The 17,578-nt window shown below is 66.9% G+C and carries 14 protein-coding genes; 1 reads left to right on the top strand and 13 read right to left on the bottom strand.

Annotated features, from left to right (window positions below; all coding sequences use genetic code 11):
- Positions 1-156 precede the first annotated feature (156 nt).
- From lipA to HG421_RS01675, 3 genes are read right to left on the bottom strand one after another with little or no spacing between them, the layout of a single operon-like run.
- Positions 157-1,170: a lipoyl synthase gene (gene lipA, locus HG421_RS01685; protein ID WP_169704642.1), complete on the bottom strand. Its 1,014-nt coding sequence runs from the start codon at positions 1,168-1,170 to the stop codon at positions 157-159.
- A gap of 14 nt (positions 1,171-1,184) precedes the next feature.
- Complete coding sequence (lipB, locus tag HG421_RS01680) at positions 1,185-1,883, bottom strand: lipoyl(octanoyl) transferase LipB (RefSeq protein WP_169704640.1); 699 nt, start codon at positions 1,881-1,883, stop codon at positions 1,185-1,187.
- Positions 1,871-2,149, bottom strand: a complete 279-nt coding sequence (locus tag HG421_RS01675; RefSeq protein WP_104539387.1) for a YbeD family protein — start codon at positions 2,147-2,149, stop codon at positions 1,871-1,873. The genes lipB and HG421_RS01675 overlap by 13 nt, the downstream gene beginning before the upstream one ends.
- Before the next feature lie 264 nt (positions 2,150-2,413).
- Between HG421_RS01675 and HG421_RS01670 the strand changes: the two genes are divergently transcribed.
- Positions 2,414-3,475, top strand: a complete 1,062-nt coding sequence (locus HG421_RS01670) for a lipid A deacylase LpxR family protein (RefSeq protein WP_169704638.1) — start codon at positions 2,414-2,416, stop codon at positions 3,473-3,475.
- A gap of 123 nt (positions 3,476-3,598) precedes the next feature.
- Here HG421_RS01670 and HG421_RS01665 read toward each other — a convergent pair whose 3' ends face one another.
- The 10 genes from HG421_RS01665 to HG421_RS01620 all read right to left on the bottom strand — a co-directional run bounded on the left by HG421_RS01665 (position 3,599) and on the right by HG421_RS01620 (position 17,331).
- A complete protein-coding gene (locus HG421_RS01665) occupies positions 3,599-4,903 on the bottom strand; it encodes an IS4 family transposase (RefSeq protein WP_168968412.1) in 1,305 nt (434 codons plus the stop codon).
- A 98-nt stretch (positions 4,904-5,001) separates the two neighbouring features.
- Positions 5,002-6,216, bottom strand: coding sequence for a D-alanyl-D-alanine carboxypeptidase family protein (locus HG421_RS01660; protein WP_169704636.1), 1,215 nt, complete (start codon positions 6,214-6,216; stop codon positions 5,002-5,004).
- A 255-nt stretch (positions 6,217-6,471) separates the two neighbouring features.
- Positions 6,472-7,845: a septal ring lytic transglycosylase RlpA family protein gene (locus HG421_RS01655; RefSeq protein ID WP_169704634.1), complete on the bottom strand. Its 1,374-nt coding sequence runs from the start codon at positions 7,843-7,845 to the stop codon at positions 6,472-6,474.
- Positions 7,842-8,990: a lytic murein transglycosylase B gene (gene mltB / locus HG421_RS01650; protein WP_169704632.1), complete on the bottom strand. Its 1,149-nt coding sequence runs from the start codon at positions 8,988-8,990 to the stop codon at positions 7,842-7,844. The genes HG421_RS01655 and mltB overlap by 4 nt, the downstream gene beginning before the upstream one ends.
- A 517-nt stretch (positions 8,991-9,507) precedes the next feature.
- On the bottom strand, positions 9,508-10,905 hold the full coding sequence (locus HG421_RS01645) for a glycoside hydrolase family 28 protein (RefSeq protein WP_169704630.1): 1,398 nt from the start codon (positions 10,903-10,905) through the stop codon (positions 9,508-9,510).
- A gap of 301 nt (positions 10,906-11,206) precedes the next feature.
- Positions 11,207-12,325 carry a rod shape-determining protein RodA gene (gene rodA, locus HG421_RS01640; RefSeq protein WP_169704628.1) on the bottom strand — a complete coding sequence of 373 codons (1,119 nt, stop codon included), beginning with the start codon at positions 12,323-12,325 and terminating at the stop codon, positions 11,207-11,209.
- Positions 12,322-14,382 (bottom strand): penicillin-binding protein 2, encoded by a 2,061-nt coding sequence (gene mrdA, locus HG421_RS01635; RefSeq protein ID WP_169704626.1) that lies wholly within the window; start codon positions 14,380-14,382, stop codon positions 12,322-12,324. The genes rodA and mrdA overlap by 4 nt, the downstream gene beginning before the upstream one ends.
- A gap of 3 nt (positions 14,383-14,385) precedes the next feature.
- Entirely contained in the window at positions 14,386-14,871 is a 486-nt protein-coding gene (gene mreD, locus HG421_RS01630) for a rod shape-determining protein MreD (RefSeq protein WP_169704624.1), read from the bottom strand.
- A complete protein-coding gene (mreC, locus tag HG421_RS01625) occupies positions 14,868-16,112 on the bottom strand; it encodes a rod shape-determining protein MreC (RefSeq protein ID WP_169704622.1) in 1,245 nt (414 codons plus the stop codon). The genes mreD and mreC overlap by 4 nt, the downstream gene beginning before the upstream one ends.
- A gap of 172 nt (positions 16,113-16,284) precedes the next feature.
- Positions 16,285-17,331 (bottom strand): rod shape-determining protein, encoded by a 1,047-nt coding sequence (locus HG421_RS01620; RefSeq protein ID WP_003482734.1) that lies wholly within the window; start codon positions 17,329-17,331, stop codon positions 16,285-16,287.
- Positions 17,332-17,578: the final 247 nt, after the last annotated feature.

Raw genomic sequence — 17,578 nt, 5'->3', positions numbered from 1 at the left:
CCCGTGCGGTGCACAGGGCCGAATCGGGCGAACCAGCAATAGTGGTAGAAACGGTATCACGGCCGTCCATGCGCGATTGCACATCCGGCCTTGGTGCTGGCCGCGCCGACCAGCAGCAGGCAAAGGCGATCACATGCCGGCCACCGATACTGCCGCTCAGGCAGCGACGCCAGCGCCTGCAGCCTGCCGGTCGGCGTGGTACGACGAGCGCACCATCGGACCCGATGCGACGTGGCTGAAGCCCAGCGCATTGCCGTACTCCTCCAGCGCCTTGTATTCCTCCGGCGTCCAGTAGCGCATCACCGGGTGGTGGTGCGGCGTCGGCTGCAGGTACTGGCCAATCGTGATCATGTCCACATCGTGCGCGCGTAGATCGCGCAAGGTGGCCTGCACCTGCTCCATGGTTTCGCCCAGCCCGAGCATGATGCCGGACTTGGTGGCGATGGCCGGGTGCTGCGCCTTGAAGCGCTGCAGCAGGGTCAGCGACCACTGGTAATCCGCACCGGGGCGCACATTCGGGTACAGGTCCGGCACGGTTTCGATGTTGTGGTTGAACACGTCCGGCGGGCTGAGCGCCAGGATCTCCAGCGCGCGGTCCATGCGGCCCTTGCCACGGAAATCCGGGGTCAGGATCTCGATGCGGGTGTTGGGCGCACTGGCGCGGATGGCGGAGATGCAATCCACGAAGTGCTGCGCACCGCCGTCGCGTAGATCGTCGCGGTCCACGCTGGTCACCACCACGTACTTCAGGCCCATGTCGGCGACGGTGGCGGCCAGGCTGGCCGGCTCGCTCGCATCCGGCGGCTTGGGCCGGCCGTGTGCCACATCGCAGAACGAGCAGCGCCGCGTGCACACCTCGCCCAGGATCATGAAGGTGGCGGTGCCGTGACTGAAGCACTCATGGATGTTCGGGCAGCTGGCTTCTTCGCAGACGGTGACCAGGCGGTTTTCGCGCAGCTTGGCCTTGAGGTTCTGCACCGCGTTGCCGGACGGAATCCGCACGCGGATCCACGACGGCTTGCGCAGCACCGGTGCATCGACGAACTGCACCGGCGAGCGATTGATCTTGTCGCCACCGATCTGCTTGACGCCGGTCTGCAGCGGCGCAGGCGCGGCGGTGTCGCCTGAGACGACCTGCAAGGGAATGGAACGGGCGATAGGCTGGGTCATGACGGTACGGGCGCTCAGGCCGGAAGCGAAAGGTCGGGCAATGCGGAAACGGGCTGCAGCACGAGGCCGAACTGGCGCGCCAGTTGCTCGAGCAGCACCGCCTTGACGGCGTCCATCCCGGAAGGGCCACCCAAGTCTAGCACCGAGGTCACCTGCAGACCCTGGTAGCCACAGGGGTTGATGCGGTGGAACGGCTCCAGGTCCATCGCCACGTTGAACGACAACCCGTGGAAGGTGCAGCCACGGCGCACCCGGATGCCGAGTGCGGCGATCTTGGCTGCGCCCACATAGACGCCGGGCGCGCCGTCGCGACGCTCGGCCACGATGTTCCACTCGTCCAGCGTGTCGATCAGCGCCTGCTCGATCCTGCACACGTAATCGCGCACGCCGATCTTGAGCCGGCGCAGGTCCAGCAGCGGGTAGACCACCAATTGGCCAGGGCCGTGATAGGTCACCTGCCCGCCGCGATCGACCTGCAGCACCGGAATCCCGCCCGGCGCCAGCACGTGCTCGGGCTTGCCGGCCTGACCCAGGGTGAACACCGGCGCGTGCTCGACCACCCACACCTCGTCGGCGGTGTGCTCATCACGCGTATCTGTGAAACGCTGCATTGCACGCCACACCGCGGTGTAGTCCTGCTGACCCAAGTCGCGCAACTGCGCCGGCGGGATGGCAATCGGAGCCACGACCGGTTCGGCCGCTACAGCGTCCACTTCACTTCCGGATGGTCGCGCAGCGCCTGGTGCGCGGCGTCGAACTGCTCCCGGCTCTCGGCGCGGAAGCCGATCTTGACCGAGACATACTTGCCGCTGGAAGAGTGCTTCCAGCTGACGCTCTCCTGCAGCAGCTCCACGCCAGTAGCAGCGAGCAGACGCGGAAGCTCGGTCTCCAGGCCACGATCGGCCGCGCCCATGGCGCTGAGCTCGAAGGTGCCGGGGAACTGGAAGCCGTGATCGGGGTTGTCGGTGCTGATATCCATCGCCCCATTATCGGGCCGGTGGAGGGCAAACCCAAGTCCACTGGAGATTGCTGCGGGTATCTTGCCACTCATCACAGCGAATCTGATGCAGGGGCCGACGCGCGCGATTAGGTCACTCAGCCGGACACACCTATGCAGCAGCGCGCCAATTCCTGCGACCGAACTCGACAGACAATTTGCCGTTGCCGCACGAACTTCACGCGGCGCAGCAGTGGTGGAAGGCACCTTTGCTGAACCTAGTCCCTCTACTCCCCCAGGCCCTCCATGCTCCGACCGCGCGCGTTGTCTGCTGCCCTGCTGCTTTCTTTCACCGGGTTGTCGATGCCCGCCCTGGCGGCGGATCAATGCGACTCCAGCCGACTGGGGCGTACGCCACCGGCGGTGAATTTCCGCGTCGATAACGACCTGTTCGGGGGGGAGGACCAGGACCAGGGCTATTCCAACGGCGCGGTGCTGACCCTGGTGTCGCCCAATCTGGTGGACTACACCGATGACCCCTGCCTGCCGCGCACCGCGCGCTGGGTGAACAGCTATCTGGAACGCCTGCATCCGGGCGAGTTCGATCAGCAGAACATGGTGTTCTCGATCGGACAGGCGATCTACACCCCGACCGATTTCACCCGTCGCGACGTGATCCCGGACGATCGCCCCTACGCAGGCATTTTGCTGGCCAGTTTCGGCTACAACGCGCGTAACGATGCGCACTTGCGAACCACCCAGTTGCAGGTCGGCGTGGTCGGCCCCTGGGCCTTCGCGCAGGAGGCCCAGGATGCAATCCACGATGTGCTGGGCGACGAAAAATTCCAGGGCTGGGACAACCAGTTGCACAACGAGCCACTGATCAACCTGGTCCACGAGCGCATGCGCCGCTGGCCGGCCGATGCCAGCGGCAACGCCGATGGCTTCGGGTGGGATTTCATCTCTCACTGGGGCGGCGCGGTGGGCAATATGGCCACGCACCTGAACGCCGGTGGCGAAGCACGGTTTGGCTGGAAACTGCCCGATGACTTCGGCAGCACCCCCACCCGCCCGGCCGGCGAGAACACCGCACCCAGCCGCCTGGGTCGCGCCAGCGGCTGGTCGGGGCATCTGTTCGTGACCACCGACGCACGCTGGGTGATCCGCGACATCACCCTGGACGGCAACACCTTCCGCAACAGCCACAGCGTGGACAAGCGCCCGTTTGTGGGCGATGTCGGTTACGGCCTGGCCATCATGTACGGCCGCTGGAAATTCGCCCTCGCCCGCTACCACCGCACCCGCGAATTCGAGACCCAGCGCGAGACGCCGGTGTATGGAAGTTTCACGATCAGTCGGATGCTCTAAGGGCTGGGAATCGAGAATAGGGAATGGGGAATCGCAAAAGCAAAGGCTGTGCTCTGGCTCACCGATTCCCGATTCCCCATTCTCGATTCCAAAAAAAGCCGGCTTTCGCCCAATGCCAGTCAGTTAACGCTGATTGGCATTTTTCGTAGGAAACTTCGAAGTGCGGTTCTTGACGACTCTGGGGAAGCTTCGTTCGGTGCGGCGTGGTGGCAGCACGAAGTGCCTGGACTGTGCCAACAAGGCCGTCAGTTGCCTGGGCAGGGTGCCCGCCGAATCCAGGCTCGGGACCGCCAGCAGGTTGACGATGGCATAGCTGGCTGTGTGGAAGCTGATGCGCTGGGGCTCCACCTTGGCGTGAGCGGCCATCTCTCGCATCCAGCGCCGCAGCAGTGTGTAGGCGATCAGCACGCCCCACAGTTCCTGGCGCACCAGCGCGGGCTGCTTGCTGCGCAGTACCGGTTCGCCCTCCTGCAGCGACTGCTTGATCTCGCGGAATCCCAACTCGATCTCCCAGCGCTGGCGATAGAGCTCGGCCAAGGCATGGGCTGGATGCGTGTGGGGACACGGCAACGAGGTGATGAAGCGCCGTAGCCGCCCACCTACGCTGACCTCGATCAGGCGCGCCTGCCAGTGGCTGGGCAATTCCGGACGTGCCTTGCGCGCTTGTGGCGAGACCGGCATGCGGATGCGTGCATCGCCGGGCGCGAGTTGTTCGACGATCTCATGGCGCAGGTTGTCCCGGGCCCGCATCAGCCAGTGACGCTGCGTGCCCGCAGCCTGCCAGTCCAGCAGGAACGCGGCCGAGAAGTACGCTCGGTCAAATAGCGTCACCGAGTGGTCCTGGCCCTGCAGCTGCGCCGCCAGGCTCAGTTCACCGCAGTCCATGCCGCCGAGCTTGGCGTCGAGCAGCTCGTGGCTGTGGGTATCCATCAGGCAGGTGGCGCGAATCTGCGGCCAGGACAAGGGACCATGCTGGTTGCTGCAGCTGCCGAGGTCGGCTCGATTCTCCGCAGTGTCCGGTGCTGCCCAGACCACGCCGTCCACCGCCAGCACGCGCAGTGGCCGCTGCGTATCCACCGGTGTGCGGCTCCAGGCCCGGGTCAATAGACCGAACAGTTCGGCCAGGGGTTCTTCTCCCAGGCGCTGGCGGGCCTGCACGCTGGCACTCGGCGCGGGCAGCGCTTGTGCGTCCAGGCTCAGATCGAGCTGCTGCACCACCTGCCACAGTGGTCGGTCACGAAACAGCGCCAGTCCGATCACCAGCCACACGGCATGTTCGGCCGGCAGCTTGCGCCGCCGGATCGACGCCTTGCCGCTAGTCGCCAGCGCCTGCTCGATCCAGGCCGGCTCTATCAATGTGCTGAGTTGGTCGAGTCGATCAGGGACTCGCGGTAACGTCTCGCGCAGAGCGCTCGCAAACAGGCTCATCAAGCAAAAAAGGGAACGTGTTGAACACGTTCCCTTTTTACTGGATCAGCTCCCCTCGGGGCTTAACTGACTGGCATTGGGCTTTCGCCGGCTTTTTTTCACTCAGATTCCCACCACATCCAGAACGCATCCCAGAGGCGCTTGAAGAAACCGCCTTCTTCCACTGCGTTGATGGCGACCAGCGGAGCCTGGGCGATGAGCTTGCCGTCCAGGCTGACCTTGACGGTGCCGACCTGCTGGCCCTTCTTGATGGGCGCCTGCAGGTTCTTGGCTACGTCCATGCTGGGCTTGAGGTCGTTGTAGCGGCCGCGCTGCAGGCTGACCAGCAGCGGTTGGGCCACGCCCAGCTGCACTTCGTCCTGCGCACCCTTCCAGACCTTCTGCTTGGTCACGACCTTGCCCGGTGCATACAGGCTGTGGGTCTCGAAGAAGCGGAAGCCCCAGTTGAGCAGCGCCAGGCTGTCGTCGGCACGCTGGCGCTCGGAGCTGTCGCCCATGACCACCGCGATCAGGCGCTGGTCGCCACGCTTGGCCGAGCTCAGCAGGCAGTAGCCGGCTTCGGAGGTGTGGCCGGTCTTGATGCCGTCCACGGCCGGGTCGCGCCACAGCAGCAGGTTGCGGTTGTTCTGCTTGATGCTGCCGACCTGGAATTCCTTGATCTTGTTGTAGGCGTAGGTTTCCGGGTAATCGCGCACCATCGCGCGGCCCAGCAGGGCCAGATCGTAGGCAGTGGAATGGTGGCCTTCGGCGCTCAGACCATGCGCGTTGACGAAGTACGAGTTCTTCATGCCGATCTTGGCGGCGTAGCTGTTCATCAGCGAGGCGAAGGCTTCTTCGCTGCCGGCCACATGCTCGGCCAGTGCGATCGCCGCATCGTTGCCGGACTGGATCGCCATGCCCTTTTCCATGTCTTCCAGACGCGCGGTCTGGTTGACCGGGAAACCGCTATAGCTGCCATCGGTGCCTGCGCCACCTTCGCGCCAGGCGCGCTCGCTCATCATGACCTGGTCGTCGCGGGTGACCTTGCCGTTCTTGATCTCGGCGGCCACCACATAGGAGGTCATCACCTTGGTGATCGAGGCCGGCGCCAGTTGCTGGTGGATGTTTTCACCGGCCAGCACCTGTCCGGTGGCGTAGTCCATCAGGATCCAGGACTTGGAGACGGCCGGCGCGGGCGCGGGCGGAACCGGCAATGCAGCCGGGGCAGCAGGCGCGGCGGCCGCAGCGGGGGTCGGCTGCGGCGCGGGCGTCTGGGCGCAAACCAGGCCGAAGGCAAACGTGGCCACGGCAGCGGCGGCGAAGCGGAATTTCATTGAAGAACGACTCCTGACGGGCCCGAAGGCTGGGTAATGCGAAATTGTAAAGCGCTGCAGCAATGAGGGCGACGCATCAGGCCACGCAGGCGCCCGCGCAGTTCAGCGATCACGGCGGGTGGCGCCATGCCGGCTTGGGCGGCGATCCGACAGGGCGTACGGAGCAAACAACCGCGGGCGGTGGCAGAAGGGTGTGGTTGCGGCGGCTGGTTGCAACCGTGCCCGCCACTGATCTGGCAGGCACGGCCGGGGCGCTCAGTTGGCGACGATTTGCGGGCGCCCGAAGCCCAGACCGGCAATGCGCTGCGCGATTTCGGACGCGTTGGCGTGATCGCGTGCATTGACGCGCAAGCGCCACAGGGTACGCCCGCCGCTGACGATATCGCTGACGCTGGCTCCGGCAATGCCGGCCGATGCCAGCTGCGACAGCGCGCGATTGGCATTTTCGCGGCTGGCGAAACTGGCAACCTGCAACAGGATGTCGCCCAGCGCGGATTCGGCGGCGCTGGGCGCCCTGGCCGGAACCGGATCGACCTTGACCGGGCGCGCAGGCGCGCGCTCCGGCGCCTTGACCACCGCAGCGGCGACTGGTGCAACAGCAGCCGGACGCGGCGCGGCGGCGGCTGGCTTGCCAGTGGCCACACGCACGCCCTGCGCCTTCATCCAGGCATCGAAATTGTCGGCATTACCGGGCTGGCGCGAATCGGCCACGCGATAGCGCCACCGTTCGCCGGCCGGGATGACCGCAGCGCCATTCGAGGTGGCGGCAGGCGCGGCAACCACCGTACCCGCGCCCGCCGCACGTGGCGGCACGGTGCGGGTGGGCAGGCGCTGCACCAGACCATCGATCTGGCTACTGCCCGCAGCAGGCCGCGCCGTGGCAACGGCCGTGGAGGCCGGCTGGCCGCTGCGACGCTTGGCCAGCAGGTTGCCGTTATCGGCTTCGGTCAGCCCGCGCACCTCCACATTGCCGGTGCCCTTGGCGGTGATCCCCAGCTTGACCGCCGCGGCGTAGCTCAGATCGATCACGCGTCCGTCGTGGAACGGGCCGCGGTCGTTGACCCGCACCACCACCGAATCGCCGGTGTCGGTATTGGTGACCAGCGCGAAACTTGGCAGCGGCAGGGTCTTGTGCGCGGCGGTGAAGGCGTACATGTCGTAGACCTCCTTGTTGGAGGTGAGCCGGCCGTGGAACTTGCTGCCGTAATACGAGGCAGTGCCGCGTTCGACATAGTCGCCGGGGCTGTCCATCACCACGTAGCGCTTGCCCAGCACCTCATACGGCGAGCGATTGCCCACCGCAGAGCGCGGCTCGTTGGTGACCAGCGGTTCGGGGATGCAGGCCACGTTGGGCACGTGGTCCGGCGTGCTGTCCTTGACGCCGGGTTTGTACAGGCCGCCGGCGGTGTAATCGCCGCGCGTGGACGGGTCTTCCTTGGCCGCCGCATACGGCGAGGTGGAGGGGCATCCGGTGGCGACATACGCCGGTCCCTTGCCATCGACCTTCACCCCCTTGATCGCGCCGCTACCGGTGCTGCCGGCCCCTTTCTTCGGTGCGCTGCTGCAGGCCGCCAGGCCCAGCATCAGTGCCATCGGAATCAGCCACTTGTGGCCTGCAATGCTGTTCATGCCGGTGGTAACTCCTTGCCGGCGATGGCCTCGGACAGCTGGAACACGGCCATCGCATACATCTTGGAAATGTTGTAGCGGGTGATTGCGTAGAAGTTCTGGAAGCCCAGCCAGTACTGCTTGCCGTTGGCATCGTCCAGGCTGATCGGGGTGGCGGTGCTGCCGGCCACCACCGGCGCGCCCGGGTGATATCCGCGCGCCGACAGGTCGGCCAGCGTGTACACCGGCGACCAGTCGGTGGGGTTGAATTCTTCGTGGCCGGCGGCCAGCGTGGCCGGCACGGCGACCTGCCCGCCGCGCACCCAGCCGCCCTTCTTGACGAAGTAATTGGCGATCGAGGCGAACACGTCGTTGTAGTCGGTGAACAGATTGCGCTTGCCGTCGGCATCGCCATCGACACCGAACTGGCGGTAGCTCGATGGCATGAACTGGCCCATGCCCATCGCACCGGCGTAGCTGCCGATCAGCGCGGTGACGTCGAGTTGCTCTTCCTTGCCGAGCGCGAACAATTGACCGAGTTCATCGCGGAAAAACAGTTCACGGCGCACTTCGCGCTCGAGCTTGGCCGGGTCGCCGCTGCGTGGATAACGGAACGCCAGCGTGTATAGCGCATCCAGCACACGGTATTTGCCGGCGTTGGTGCCGTAGCTGGTTTCCACCCCGATGATGGCCACGATCACCTGCGCCGGCACACCGGTGGCAGCTTCGACCTTGCTCAGCTCGGCGCGGTGTTCGGCGAGGAACTTGCGGCCGCCGTCGATGCGCGCCTGGGTGATGAATATCGGCCGGTAGTCGTTCCACGGCTTGACCCGTTCGGCCGGGCGCGACATCGCGGTGACGATGGCGTCCTTGAACTGTGCCTGCGCCAGGGTCGCCTCGATCTGCGCTGCATCGATGCCGTATTTGCCGGCGGTGTCACGCACGAAGTTGGCGCGGGCGATCTCGAACGGTACCGGGGTCAGGTCCACGGGCGGCAAGGCGGGCGCCTCGGCAGCAGCACTGGCGGGCGTTGCGGACGCTACAGGGGGACCGGGCGGCTTGGCCGGGGGCGCACTGGCCGCCGGCGGCGGGGACGGAGGGCTGGGCTGGGTCGCGCAGGCGACAAGGCCGAGGGTGAGCAGGCAGGTCAGGGTGCGTCGAATCATCGGCCGAGGGTAACAGACATCAGATGAACTTCTGGCAATAAGGCCATGAAACGCAAAGACTTTGGATCAAGTCAAGGGGTGTTGCAGCAAATTCGGGATTCGGGATTCGGGATTCGGGAATCGGAAATGGGGAGCAGATGAGTCGGGAATAGAACGGTGTTTTATGTTTACGGTTGAGGCTGCGACCCGGAGGCAGACTTGGCGGGCTGCTGCGGGGCCAAGGCCAAGACCGAGTCGTATGGTTTGGCAGGCCGATGCCGAGCCGTGCGGTTTGGCTTTGGCTGGCTGATGGGTAGACCCCTGGAACGGCAACTCTTCAGCGTGGTTCTCGCCTGCACTTGTCCAGGTCATGGAGCGACGGCTCGCCACGCGCACGCCAGTCATCCAACTGAGTAGCAGGTGCGCATGCGGCGTGGATTGGCGGACGACGCGTTCGCTACTGCGCCGCCTTGGCGGGTGCGGCGCTGCGCGGTAGCCACCGGTCCGGCGCGTCCGTTGGAGGGCCGCGCCGGGTGTCTCACAGTGCAGGAAAGCGGGGAGCCCCCGAGCAGGTGGGGATCGCGCCGCCAACCTGCACCGGGCCGGTGGTGACTCCGGTGCCGGTGGGTGTCAGCGCGCTGTTGCTGAGCCCGATCCGCGCATCGCTCGCGGTCACTTTGACCGACGCGCTGCCGACGGCCACGTTGGCCAGCACCAGATCCAGCGGCGTCTGCGCGTCGTAGCCGCGCAGGATCCACCCCTTGCCGCCGGCGTCGTTGGCGCTGCGCAATCCATCCACGACGATGGCGCTGAAGGTCGGCTTGGTGCCGCTGCTGCCGCCGGCATAGAACGGGTTGATCACCACCGGGCTGGTCACCCCGTACAGGCAGGTGTTGCGATAGGTCACCTGGCTCACCGGCCCGCCCTTGACGATGCTGGTCTTGATGCGCAGGCCATTGTTGTCGGTGCTGCGGTTGCCGGCATCGTCGGTGGAGACCAGGGCGTTGTTGTCCATCAGCACGTTGCTGACGCCGTACATCATTTCGCTACCGATCGAAAGGCCATGCGTGCCATGGCAGCGGCTGTCGCGCACGGTGATATTGGCCGACTTGGAGGCGATGGTCTTGATCGCCACGCAGTCGTCGCCGCCCATCACATCGCTGTCGTGGATGGTGGCGTTGACCACGCTGTCCAGATCCAGGCCGTCGGTGTTGGGGCTGCTGGCCGGCGATTTCACCCGCACGCCCCAGATGGTGAGCCCGTTGACGATATGCGAGAAGAAATGGAAGTACGCCGCATTGATCAGGTTGATGTCGTAGAGCGTGAACTGGCTGGAATTCTGCACCTTGATCAGATCGGGACTGTTCTGCACTTGGCCAGCCGCCTTGGCGTTTTCGCCGAACTCCCACCAGGTGGTGCTCTTGCCGAGCATGACTTGATCGCCACGCCCATCGATGGTGCCCTGGCGCCCGCCGGTGCGGATGCCCATGACACCGGAATTGGCGCCCTTGACGCTGATCAATGGCAGGCAGCCACCGCTCTTGGAGCCGGCGGTGCCGCAGCCGCTGCCGTAGTCGGCCGGGTTGCGCGAGCCGTACACGGTGACGCCCTGGTCGATGACCAGGGTGACGCCGGCGGGAATCGTCAGCGGGCCGGTCAGGAACGCATTGCCGCTGCCGCTGGTCAACAGCACGCTTCCGTTCTTGCAGGCGTTGAGCGCGGCCTGGATGGCCTTGGTATCGGGGGGCGCGCTTTCCAGTGCGGCGTCGAATTGCCGCCCGGTGGGTGTCTGGCTGGCCTTCAAGGACGGCTGGCAACTGGCGGGAATCGACGGTTGCGCAACAGTGCGCGTATCGCCGGTCGCAAAGGTCACGGCGCCGGCTTGCGCGCAGAGCGAAAGACAGACACCGCCGATGGCGGCGCTTAGCAATTTCATCAAGAGATCACCCGAATGAGGAATGGCACGCGCCTGTGCAGGCGAGGCGACGTGGCGGCCAACGCTGCAGCGACGCGGCGGACTCTACGGAGCACTGCCCGGGCATGCAGAGGGCGCGCGAAACCCGGCGCCGCACGAACGAAGCAGGCCTACGCCGATGTATCGTCGTTGCAATGCACTGCGCAAAAGCGCAGCGCGATTGAAAGTGTGTCAGCGCTTGACACACTCATGTCGCATCGATGGATGCTGCAACCTTGCGTGCGGGCGCAAGGCGTCGACGCAGCAACGCAACACCCTCGCCTCAATACCCATGCACCGGGCGGTGCGACTTCACCGCCATCACCAGCCCCAGCCCGGCCAGCAACGACACCGCCGAGGTGCCGCCGTAACTCATCAGCGGCATCGGCACGCCCACCACCGGCAACAGGCCGGAGATCATGCCGCCGTTGACCAGCACATAGACGAAGAACGCCAGGCCGGTGGCACCGGCGACCAGGCGCGAATAGGTGTCGCGTGCCTGCGAGGCGATCCACAGGCAGCGGCCGATGACGATGAGATACAGGGTGAGTACGGTGGCCACGCCGATCCAGCCGAATTCCTCGCTGAGCACGGAGAACGCGAAGTCGGTGGTCTGCTCGGGGATGAAGTTCAGGTGCGATTGCGAGCCCAGCCCCCACCCCTTGCCATCCAGCCCGCCGGAGCCAATGGCGATCTTGGACTGGATGATGTTCCAGCCGGCACCGAGCGCGTCGTTTTCCGGGTTGAGGAACATCATGATGCGGTCCTTCTGGTACGGGCGCAGCAGCCAGAACCAGGCCACCGGCGCGGCCGCCGAGACCCCGCCGATGCCCACCGCCACCCACCACCACGGCAACCCGGCCAGCAGCAGCACGAACACGCCGCTGGCGGCGATCAGCACGCCGGTGCCGAAGTCCGGCTGCAGCATGATCAGCGCGGTGGGCACGCCGATGATCATGCAGGCGACCAACACGGTGGCGATGCGCGGCGGCAGCGGCATGCGGTGCAGATACCAGGCCGCCATCATCGGCAGGCTGATCTTGAGCAGCTCGGCCGGCTGCAGGTAGAACACTTTCAGGTCCAGCCACTGGCGGCCGTACTTGCCGGTGCCCAGCACGAACACCGCCAGCAGCGGCACCATCGACAGGCCATAGATCCACGGTGTCCACGCACGCAGGCGCAGCACCGACATGCGCGAGATGCACCACATCGCGCCCGCGCCGATGACGAAGCGCACCCCCTGCGCCATCACCAGATGATCGCCCTCGGCAGCACCGCCGGCGCTCTTGAGCACCGACAGGCCGATCACCATCAACGTGCCCAGCGCCAGGCACAGCACCCAGTCCAGGCTGCGCGTGAAGCGCGCGGCCATGTCCACCAGCCAGCGCAGGATGTCGCTCAATGGTCGGTCTCCTGCACCGCATCCGGCACGTCCGGCACCACCGGCTGCGCGGGCGTGCTGGCATCCAGGGCCACGGCGCTCTGCCCGATCACCACCGGCAGGTCTTCCAGCGTGGCGGCGGCCGTATCGCCTGCCTGGCGCGCATCGGTGGCGCCGGCTTCGAACTGGTTGATGCCCACCGCAGTCATGCCCAGCTCGCTGTCCAGCGGCAGCAGGCCCGCAGGCATCTTGCCGAGCAGCCAGGCGTCGAAGATCTTGCGCGCGATCGGCGCCGCCGAGCTGGTGCCGAAGCCGCCGCCCTCCACCGCCACCGCCACCGCGATGACCGGGTTGTCGGCCGGCGCGAAGCCGACGAACAGGCCACGGTGGCGCAGATGCATCGGCAGGCTGCGCGGGTCCACCGCAGCCACGCCCTTGCGGCTGACCACCTGCGCGGTGCCGGTCTTGCCGGCCATCTGGTACGGCGCGCCGGGCGTGATCGCATACCCGGTGCCGCCCGGGCGCATGGTGTCCATCATGCCCTCGCGCACCACCTGCAGGTGCGCCGGGCTCGGGCTGACCGGCTTGCCCGGCGGCTGGATCATCGGCTGCCAGGGGTGGTCGAAGCCGGTGCGCTGCTCCAGCACCAGGTGCGGGCGCAGCAGCAGCCCGCTGGCGATGGCCGAGACCCCGCGCACCAGCTGCAGCGGGGTGACCTTCCAGTCGCCCTGGCCGATGGCGATGTTGACGGTGTCGCCGGGATACCAGCGCTCCTTGCGGGTCTTGTACTTGTAGGCCGGCGACGGCAGGATGCCGCCGATTTCGCCCAGCAGGTCCACCCCGGTGGGCTGGCCGAAGCCGTAGTCGGACATGTAGCGGTCGAAGCGCTCGATGCCCATGTCCACCGCCAGGCGGTAGTAATAGGTATTGACCGACTGGGCGATGGATTTGCGCAGGTCGGTCCAGCCGTGGCCGCCGCGGTGCGAGTCGCCCCAGCCGCGGCTGACGCCGGGTAGGTAGAACATGCCGGTGGACAGCACCCGGTCTTCCGGCCGGCGCAGCCCGCTGTCCAGGCCGGCCAGCGCAATCAGCGGCTTGAGCGTGGAGCCGGGCGCCACGCCCCCGAGCACCAGCCGGTTGAACTGCGGCCGCGACGGGTTATCGTTGAGCATCTTGAAGTCGGTATGCGAGATGCCGTTGACGAACAGGTTGGGGTCGTAGCTGGGCAGGCTGACCATGCCCAGGATCTCCCCGGTCCGCGGGTCCATCGCAATCGCCGCACCTTCGTGCTCGCCGAACGCGGCCACCATCGCACGCTGCAGGTCGGCGTCTACCGACAGCCGCAGATCCGCGCCGGATTGCGGCGCCACCCGCCCCACGGTGCGGATCGCCCGCCCCTGCACGTTGGTCTCGACCTGCTCGTAGCCGACCTGGCCACGCAGGTCCTGCTCGTAGTAACGCTCCAGCCCGGACTTGCCCATGTGGGTCAACGCGGCATTGCCCTCGCCCAGCACCGCCAGGTCTTTTTCGTCGATGCGACCGACGTAGCCGATGATGTGCGCAAACAGCGGCCCGAACGGATAGCGGCGGGTCAGGTACGGCTCCAGCTCCACGCCGGGAAAGCGCCAGCGCTCCACTGCAAAGCGCGCCATTTCCTCATCGCTCATGCGCAGCTTGAGCGTCACCGGCAGGAAGCTGCGGCGCGCGCGGCGCTCGCGATTGAAGCGCTCCAGGTCTTCCGGCGCGATCGGGATCACCTTGCCCAGTGCGGCCAGCATGGCGTCCATGTCGGCGACCTTGTCCGGGGTCACGTCCAGGCGGAACGCCGGCACGTTCTCGGCCAGCAGGCGGCCGGTGCGGTCGTAGATCATGCCGCGCCCGGGCACCACCGGCTTGGGCTTGATGCGGTTGGCCTCCGAGCGCGTGGCATAGACCTCGTGGTCGAGCACCTGCAGCTTGAAGTACCAGCCGCCCAGCCCGACCAGGCAGAGCACCACCAGTGCAAAACCCAGCACCGCGCGGCGGCGGAACTGCTCGGCCTCGGCGTGCGGGTTCTTGGGCTGGCGACGGCCGTGCATGGGCTACTTCTTGCTCCGCTTGCCCAGCCGCACCGCGTCCAGCAACACGAACAGCGGCGGCCACAGCGCCATGCCCAGCAGCGGCGCCCACCAGTAACTCCACGGCAGGGTCGGCTCGCCGACCGCCAGATGCACCGCCGAGGAGACGATGCGGTCGTTGAGCAGCAGCCCACCGATCGCCAGCGCCTGCTGCGACACCGGGAAGAAGCGCATCCGCGCGCGGAAGCGCTGCAGGATGAAGGTCATGATCACCAGCCGCAGCGCCTGCTCGCCAAGCAACCCGCCATACAGCAGGTCGGCCAATACCCCGGCCACGAAGGCGATGCCCAGCCCCACCCGGTCCGGTTCCTCGATCACCCAGTAGGCCAGCACCAGCGCCACCCAATAGGGCCGCAGCGGCTGCACCATCGCCGGCAACGGCAGCAGGCCCAGGACCAGCGCGATGACGATGCTGGCCGGCAGGATCCAGGTGTTGCGCATGCGGGTCATTGGTCCGTCTCCGGTGAAGCCGGGACCGGGGACCCGGGACCGGGGACCCGGGGAGAAGCGGCGGACGTCGCTGCCGGAGCGGCGTCGGTTCGTCGGCTGTCCTGCGCGGAGGTGTCTGTGGCCGGGACCAGGGACCCGGGACCGGGGACCCGGGGAGAAGCGGCGGACGTCGCTGCCGGAGCGGCGTCGGTTCGTCGGCTGTCCTGCGCGGAGGTGTCTGTGGCCGGGACCGGGGACCCGGGACCGGAGACCCGGGCAGAAGCGGGGGATGTCGGTGCAGCGATCGCGGCATCCGCACGCTCGCCGCTCGCGACAGGCCCGCCGCCTTGATGACCACCGTTGCCGTCGCTGTTACCGGGTCCCGGGTCCCCGGTCCCCGGTCCCGGCCCCATCCCCACCCGCAACGGCTTGCCCGCCCGCAGCAGCAACACGTCGCGACCGCGGTCGAGCTTGGCGGCCGGGGTCAGTTCGCCGACCAGGAAGGCGTGGGTGTCGTCGGGGTGCAGTTCGGAGACCTTGCCGACCGGGAAGCCGGCCGGGAAGCGGCCGCCCAGGCCGGAGGTGACGATCTCGTCGCCCACCTGCACGCCGGCACTGAGCGGGATGTCGCGCAATTCCAGGCGGTCGCCGCGGCCGTAGACGATCAGGCGCACGCCGTTGCGGGCCACGCTGACCGGCACCGCATGATCGGGGTCGGTCAGCAGCAGCACGGTCGAATGCAGCGGGGTCACTTCGATCACCTGCCCCATCAACCCGCCGGCATCGATCACCGCCTGGCCCAGCAGCACGCCGTCGCGGCTGCCGGCATCCAGCAGCAGGCGCTGGCGGGTGGGGTCCAGGTCGATGTCCAGGATCGGCGCGAGCTGCACGTCCAGGCCACGGCGCTCGGCCACGTTGAGCAGCTCGCGCAACTGCGCGTTGTCCAGCGCGGCGGTCTGCAGCCGGGTCAGCCGCGCATTGGCGACCAGCAGCTGATTACGCAGGTCGCGGGTTTCTTCCACCAGTTGCGCATGGGTGGCGGCGTTGTCGCGCACCTGCGAGCCGATCCGCCCCGGCAGCCCGGCCACCGCCCAGATCGGCTGGATCAGCAAATTGGCCTGCAGCCGCACCTGGCTCAACCAGCCGCCGCGGCTATCGAGCGCGATCAGCACCACCGCCAGCACCAGGTAGACCAGCAGCCGCAGCGTGGAGGTGGCTTCGCCCGGACGGGAGGCGACGGGAGGACCGGCGTAGGAGGGCACTGTCAGGGCCGGGATTGGGGAGTCGGGAATGGGGAATGGGTGAGCAGTTGGCTGCCCACCTGACGGCTGAGGCGAAAACTCGCTTTGGCGGGAATGCGTCGCAAGCGCTCAGGGCCGCAGGCAGGAAACGCTTTTACGATTCCCCACTCCCGATTCCCCATTCCCAGCTCCATTACTCCGGCGCGAAGAACTCATTGCCATGCATGTCCACCAGCTCCAGTGCACGGCCACCGCCGCGGGCCACGCAGGTGAGCGGGTCGTCGGCCACCTGCACGTGCAGGCCGGTTTCCTCGGAGATCAGGCGGTCCAGGTCGCGCAGCAGCGCGCCGCCACCGGTGAGCACGATGCCGCGCTCGGCCACGTCGGCACACAGTTCCGGCGGGGTCTGCTCCAGCGCCAGCTTGACCGCGGAGACAATACCCGACAGCGGCTCGTGCAGCGCTTCGAGCACTTCGTTGGAGTTGATCTTGATCATCTTCGGCACGCCCTCTGCAAGGTTACGGCCGGAGATTTCCATCTCCTGCACCTCGTCCTGCGGGTAGGCGCAGCCGATCTGCAGCTTGATGCGCTCGGCGGTGGCTTCACCGATCAGCATGCCGTGGTTGCGGCGCACGTAGTTGGTGATCGACTCGTCGAAGCGGTCGCCGCCCACGCGCACCGACTGCGAGTAGACGATGCCGTTGAGCGAGATCACCGCCACTTCGGTGGTGCCGCCGCCGATGTCGATGACCATCGAGCCACGCGCCTCGGTCACCGGCATGCCGGCACCGATCGCGGCGGCCATCGGTTCCTCGATCAGGTACACATCGCGCGCACCGGCCTCTTCCGCCGATTCCTTGATCGCGCGGCGCTCCACCTGGGTGGAACCGGCCGGCACGCACACCAGCACGCGCGGGCTGGGGCGCAGGAAGCGCGACTTGTGCACCTTCTTGATGAAGTGCTTCAGCATCGCCTCGGTATAGGTGAAGTCGGCGATCACGCCGTCCTTCATCGGGCGGATGGTGGTGATGTGACCGGGGGTACGGCCGAGCATCTGCTTGGCCTCCGCGCCGACGGCCGCCACCGAGCGCGTGCCGCCGATCGCACGGTCCTGACGCACCGCCACCACCGATGGCTCGTTCAGCACGATGCCCTGCCCGCGCACGTAGATCAGCGTATTGGCCGTGCCCAGATCGATGGACAGGTCGTTGGAGAACATGCCGCGCAGTTTCTTGAACATCGAGGGAGTTGTTCCTGGGTAAGTCGCGCGCCCTGCCGCCAGAGTGGCGAAATTTTGGGCAGAAAACGAAGTCGGCTAGCCTAGCAATCCCCCCCGGGGTGAGCAAGGAAAAATCGGCGATGGCGCCTGCGTTTTCATGTGGCGGTCACGCCGGCCATGGCATGCGGTTGTGGCCCTGATCGGTCGCAGCCGTTACCCTTTGCGCCGCGGCGCGCGCGCCGTCCCGCTGCCGTGCCCGGCAACTGGC

The organism is Xanthomonas campestris pv. badrii, assembly GCF_012848175.1.
GTDB lineage: Bacteria > Pseudomonadota > Gammaproteobacteria > Xanthomonadales > Xanthomonadaceae > Xanthomonas > Xanthomonas campestris_C.
This window is presented reverse-complemented; position numbering and strand designations above follow the sequence as displayed.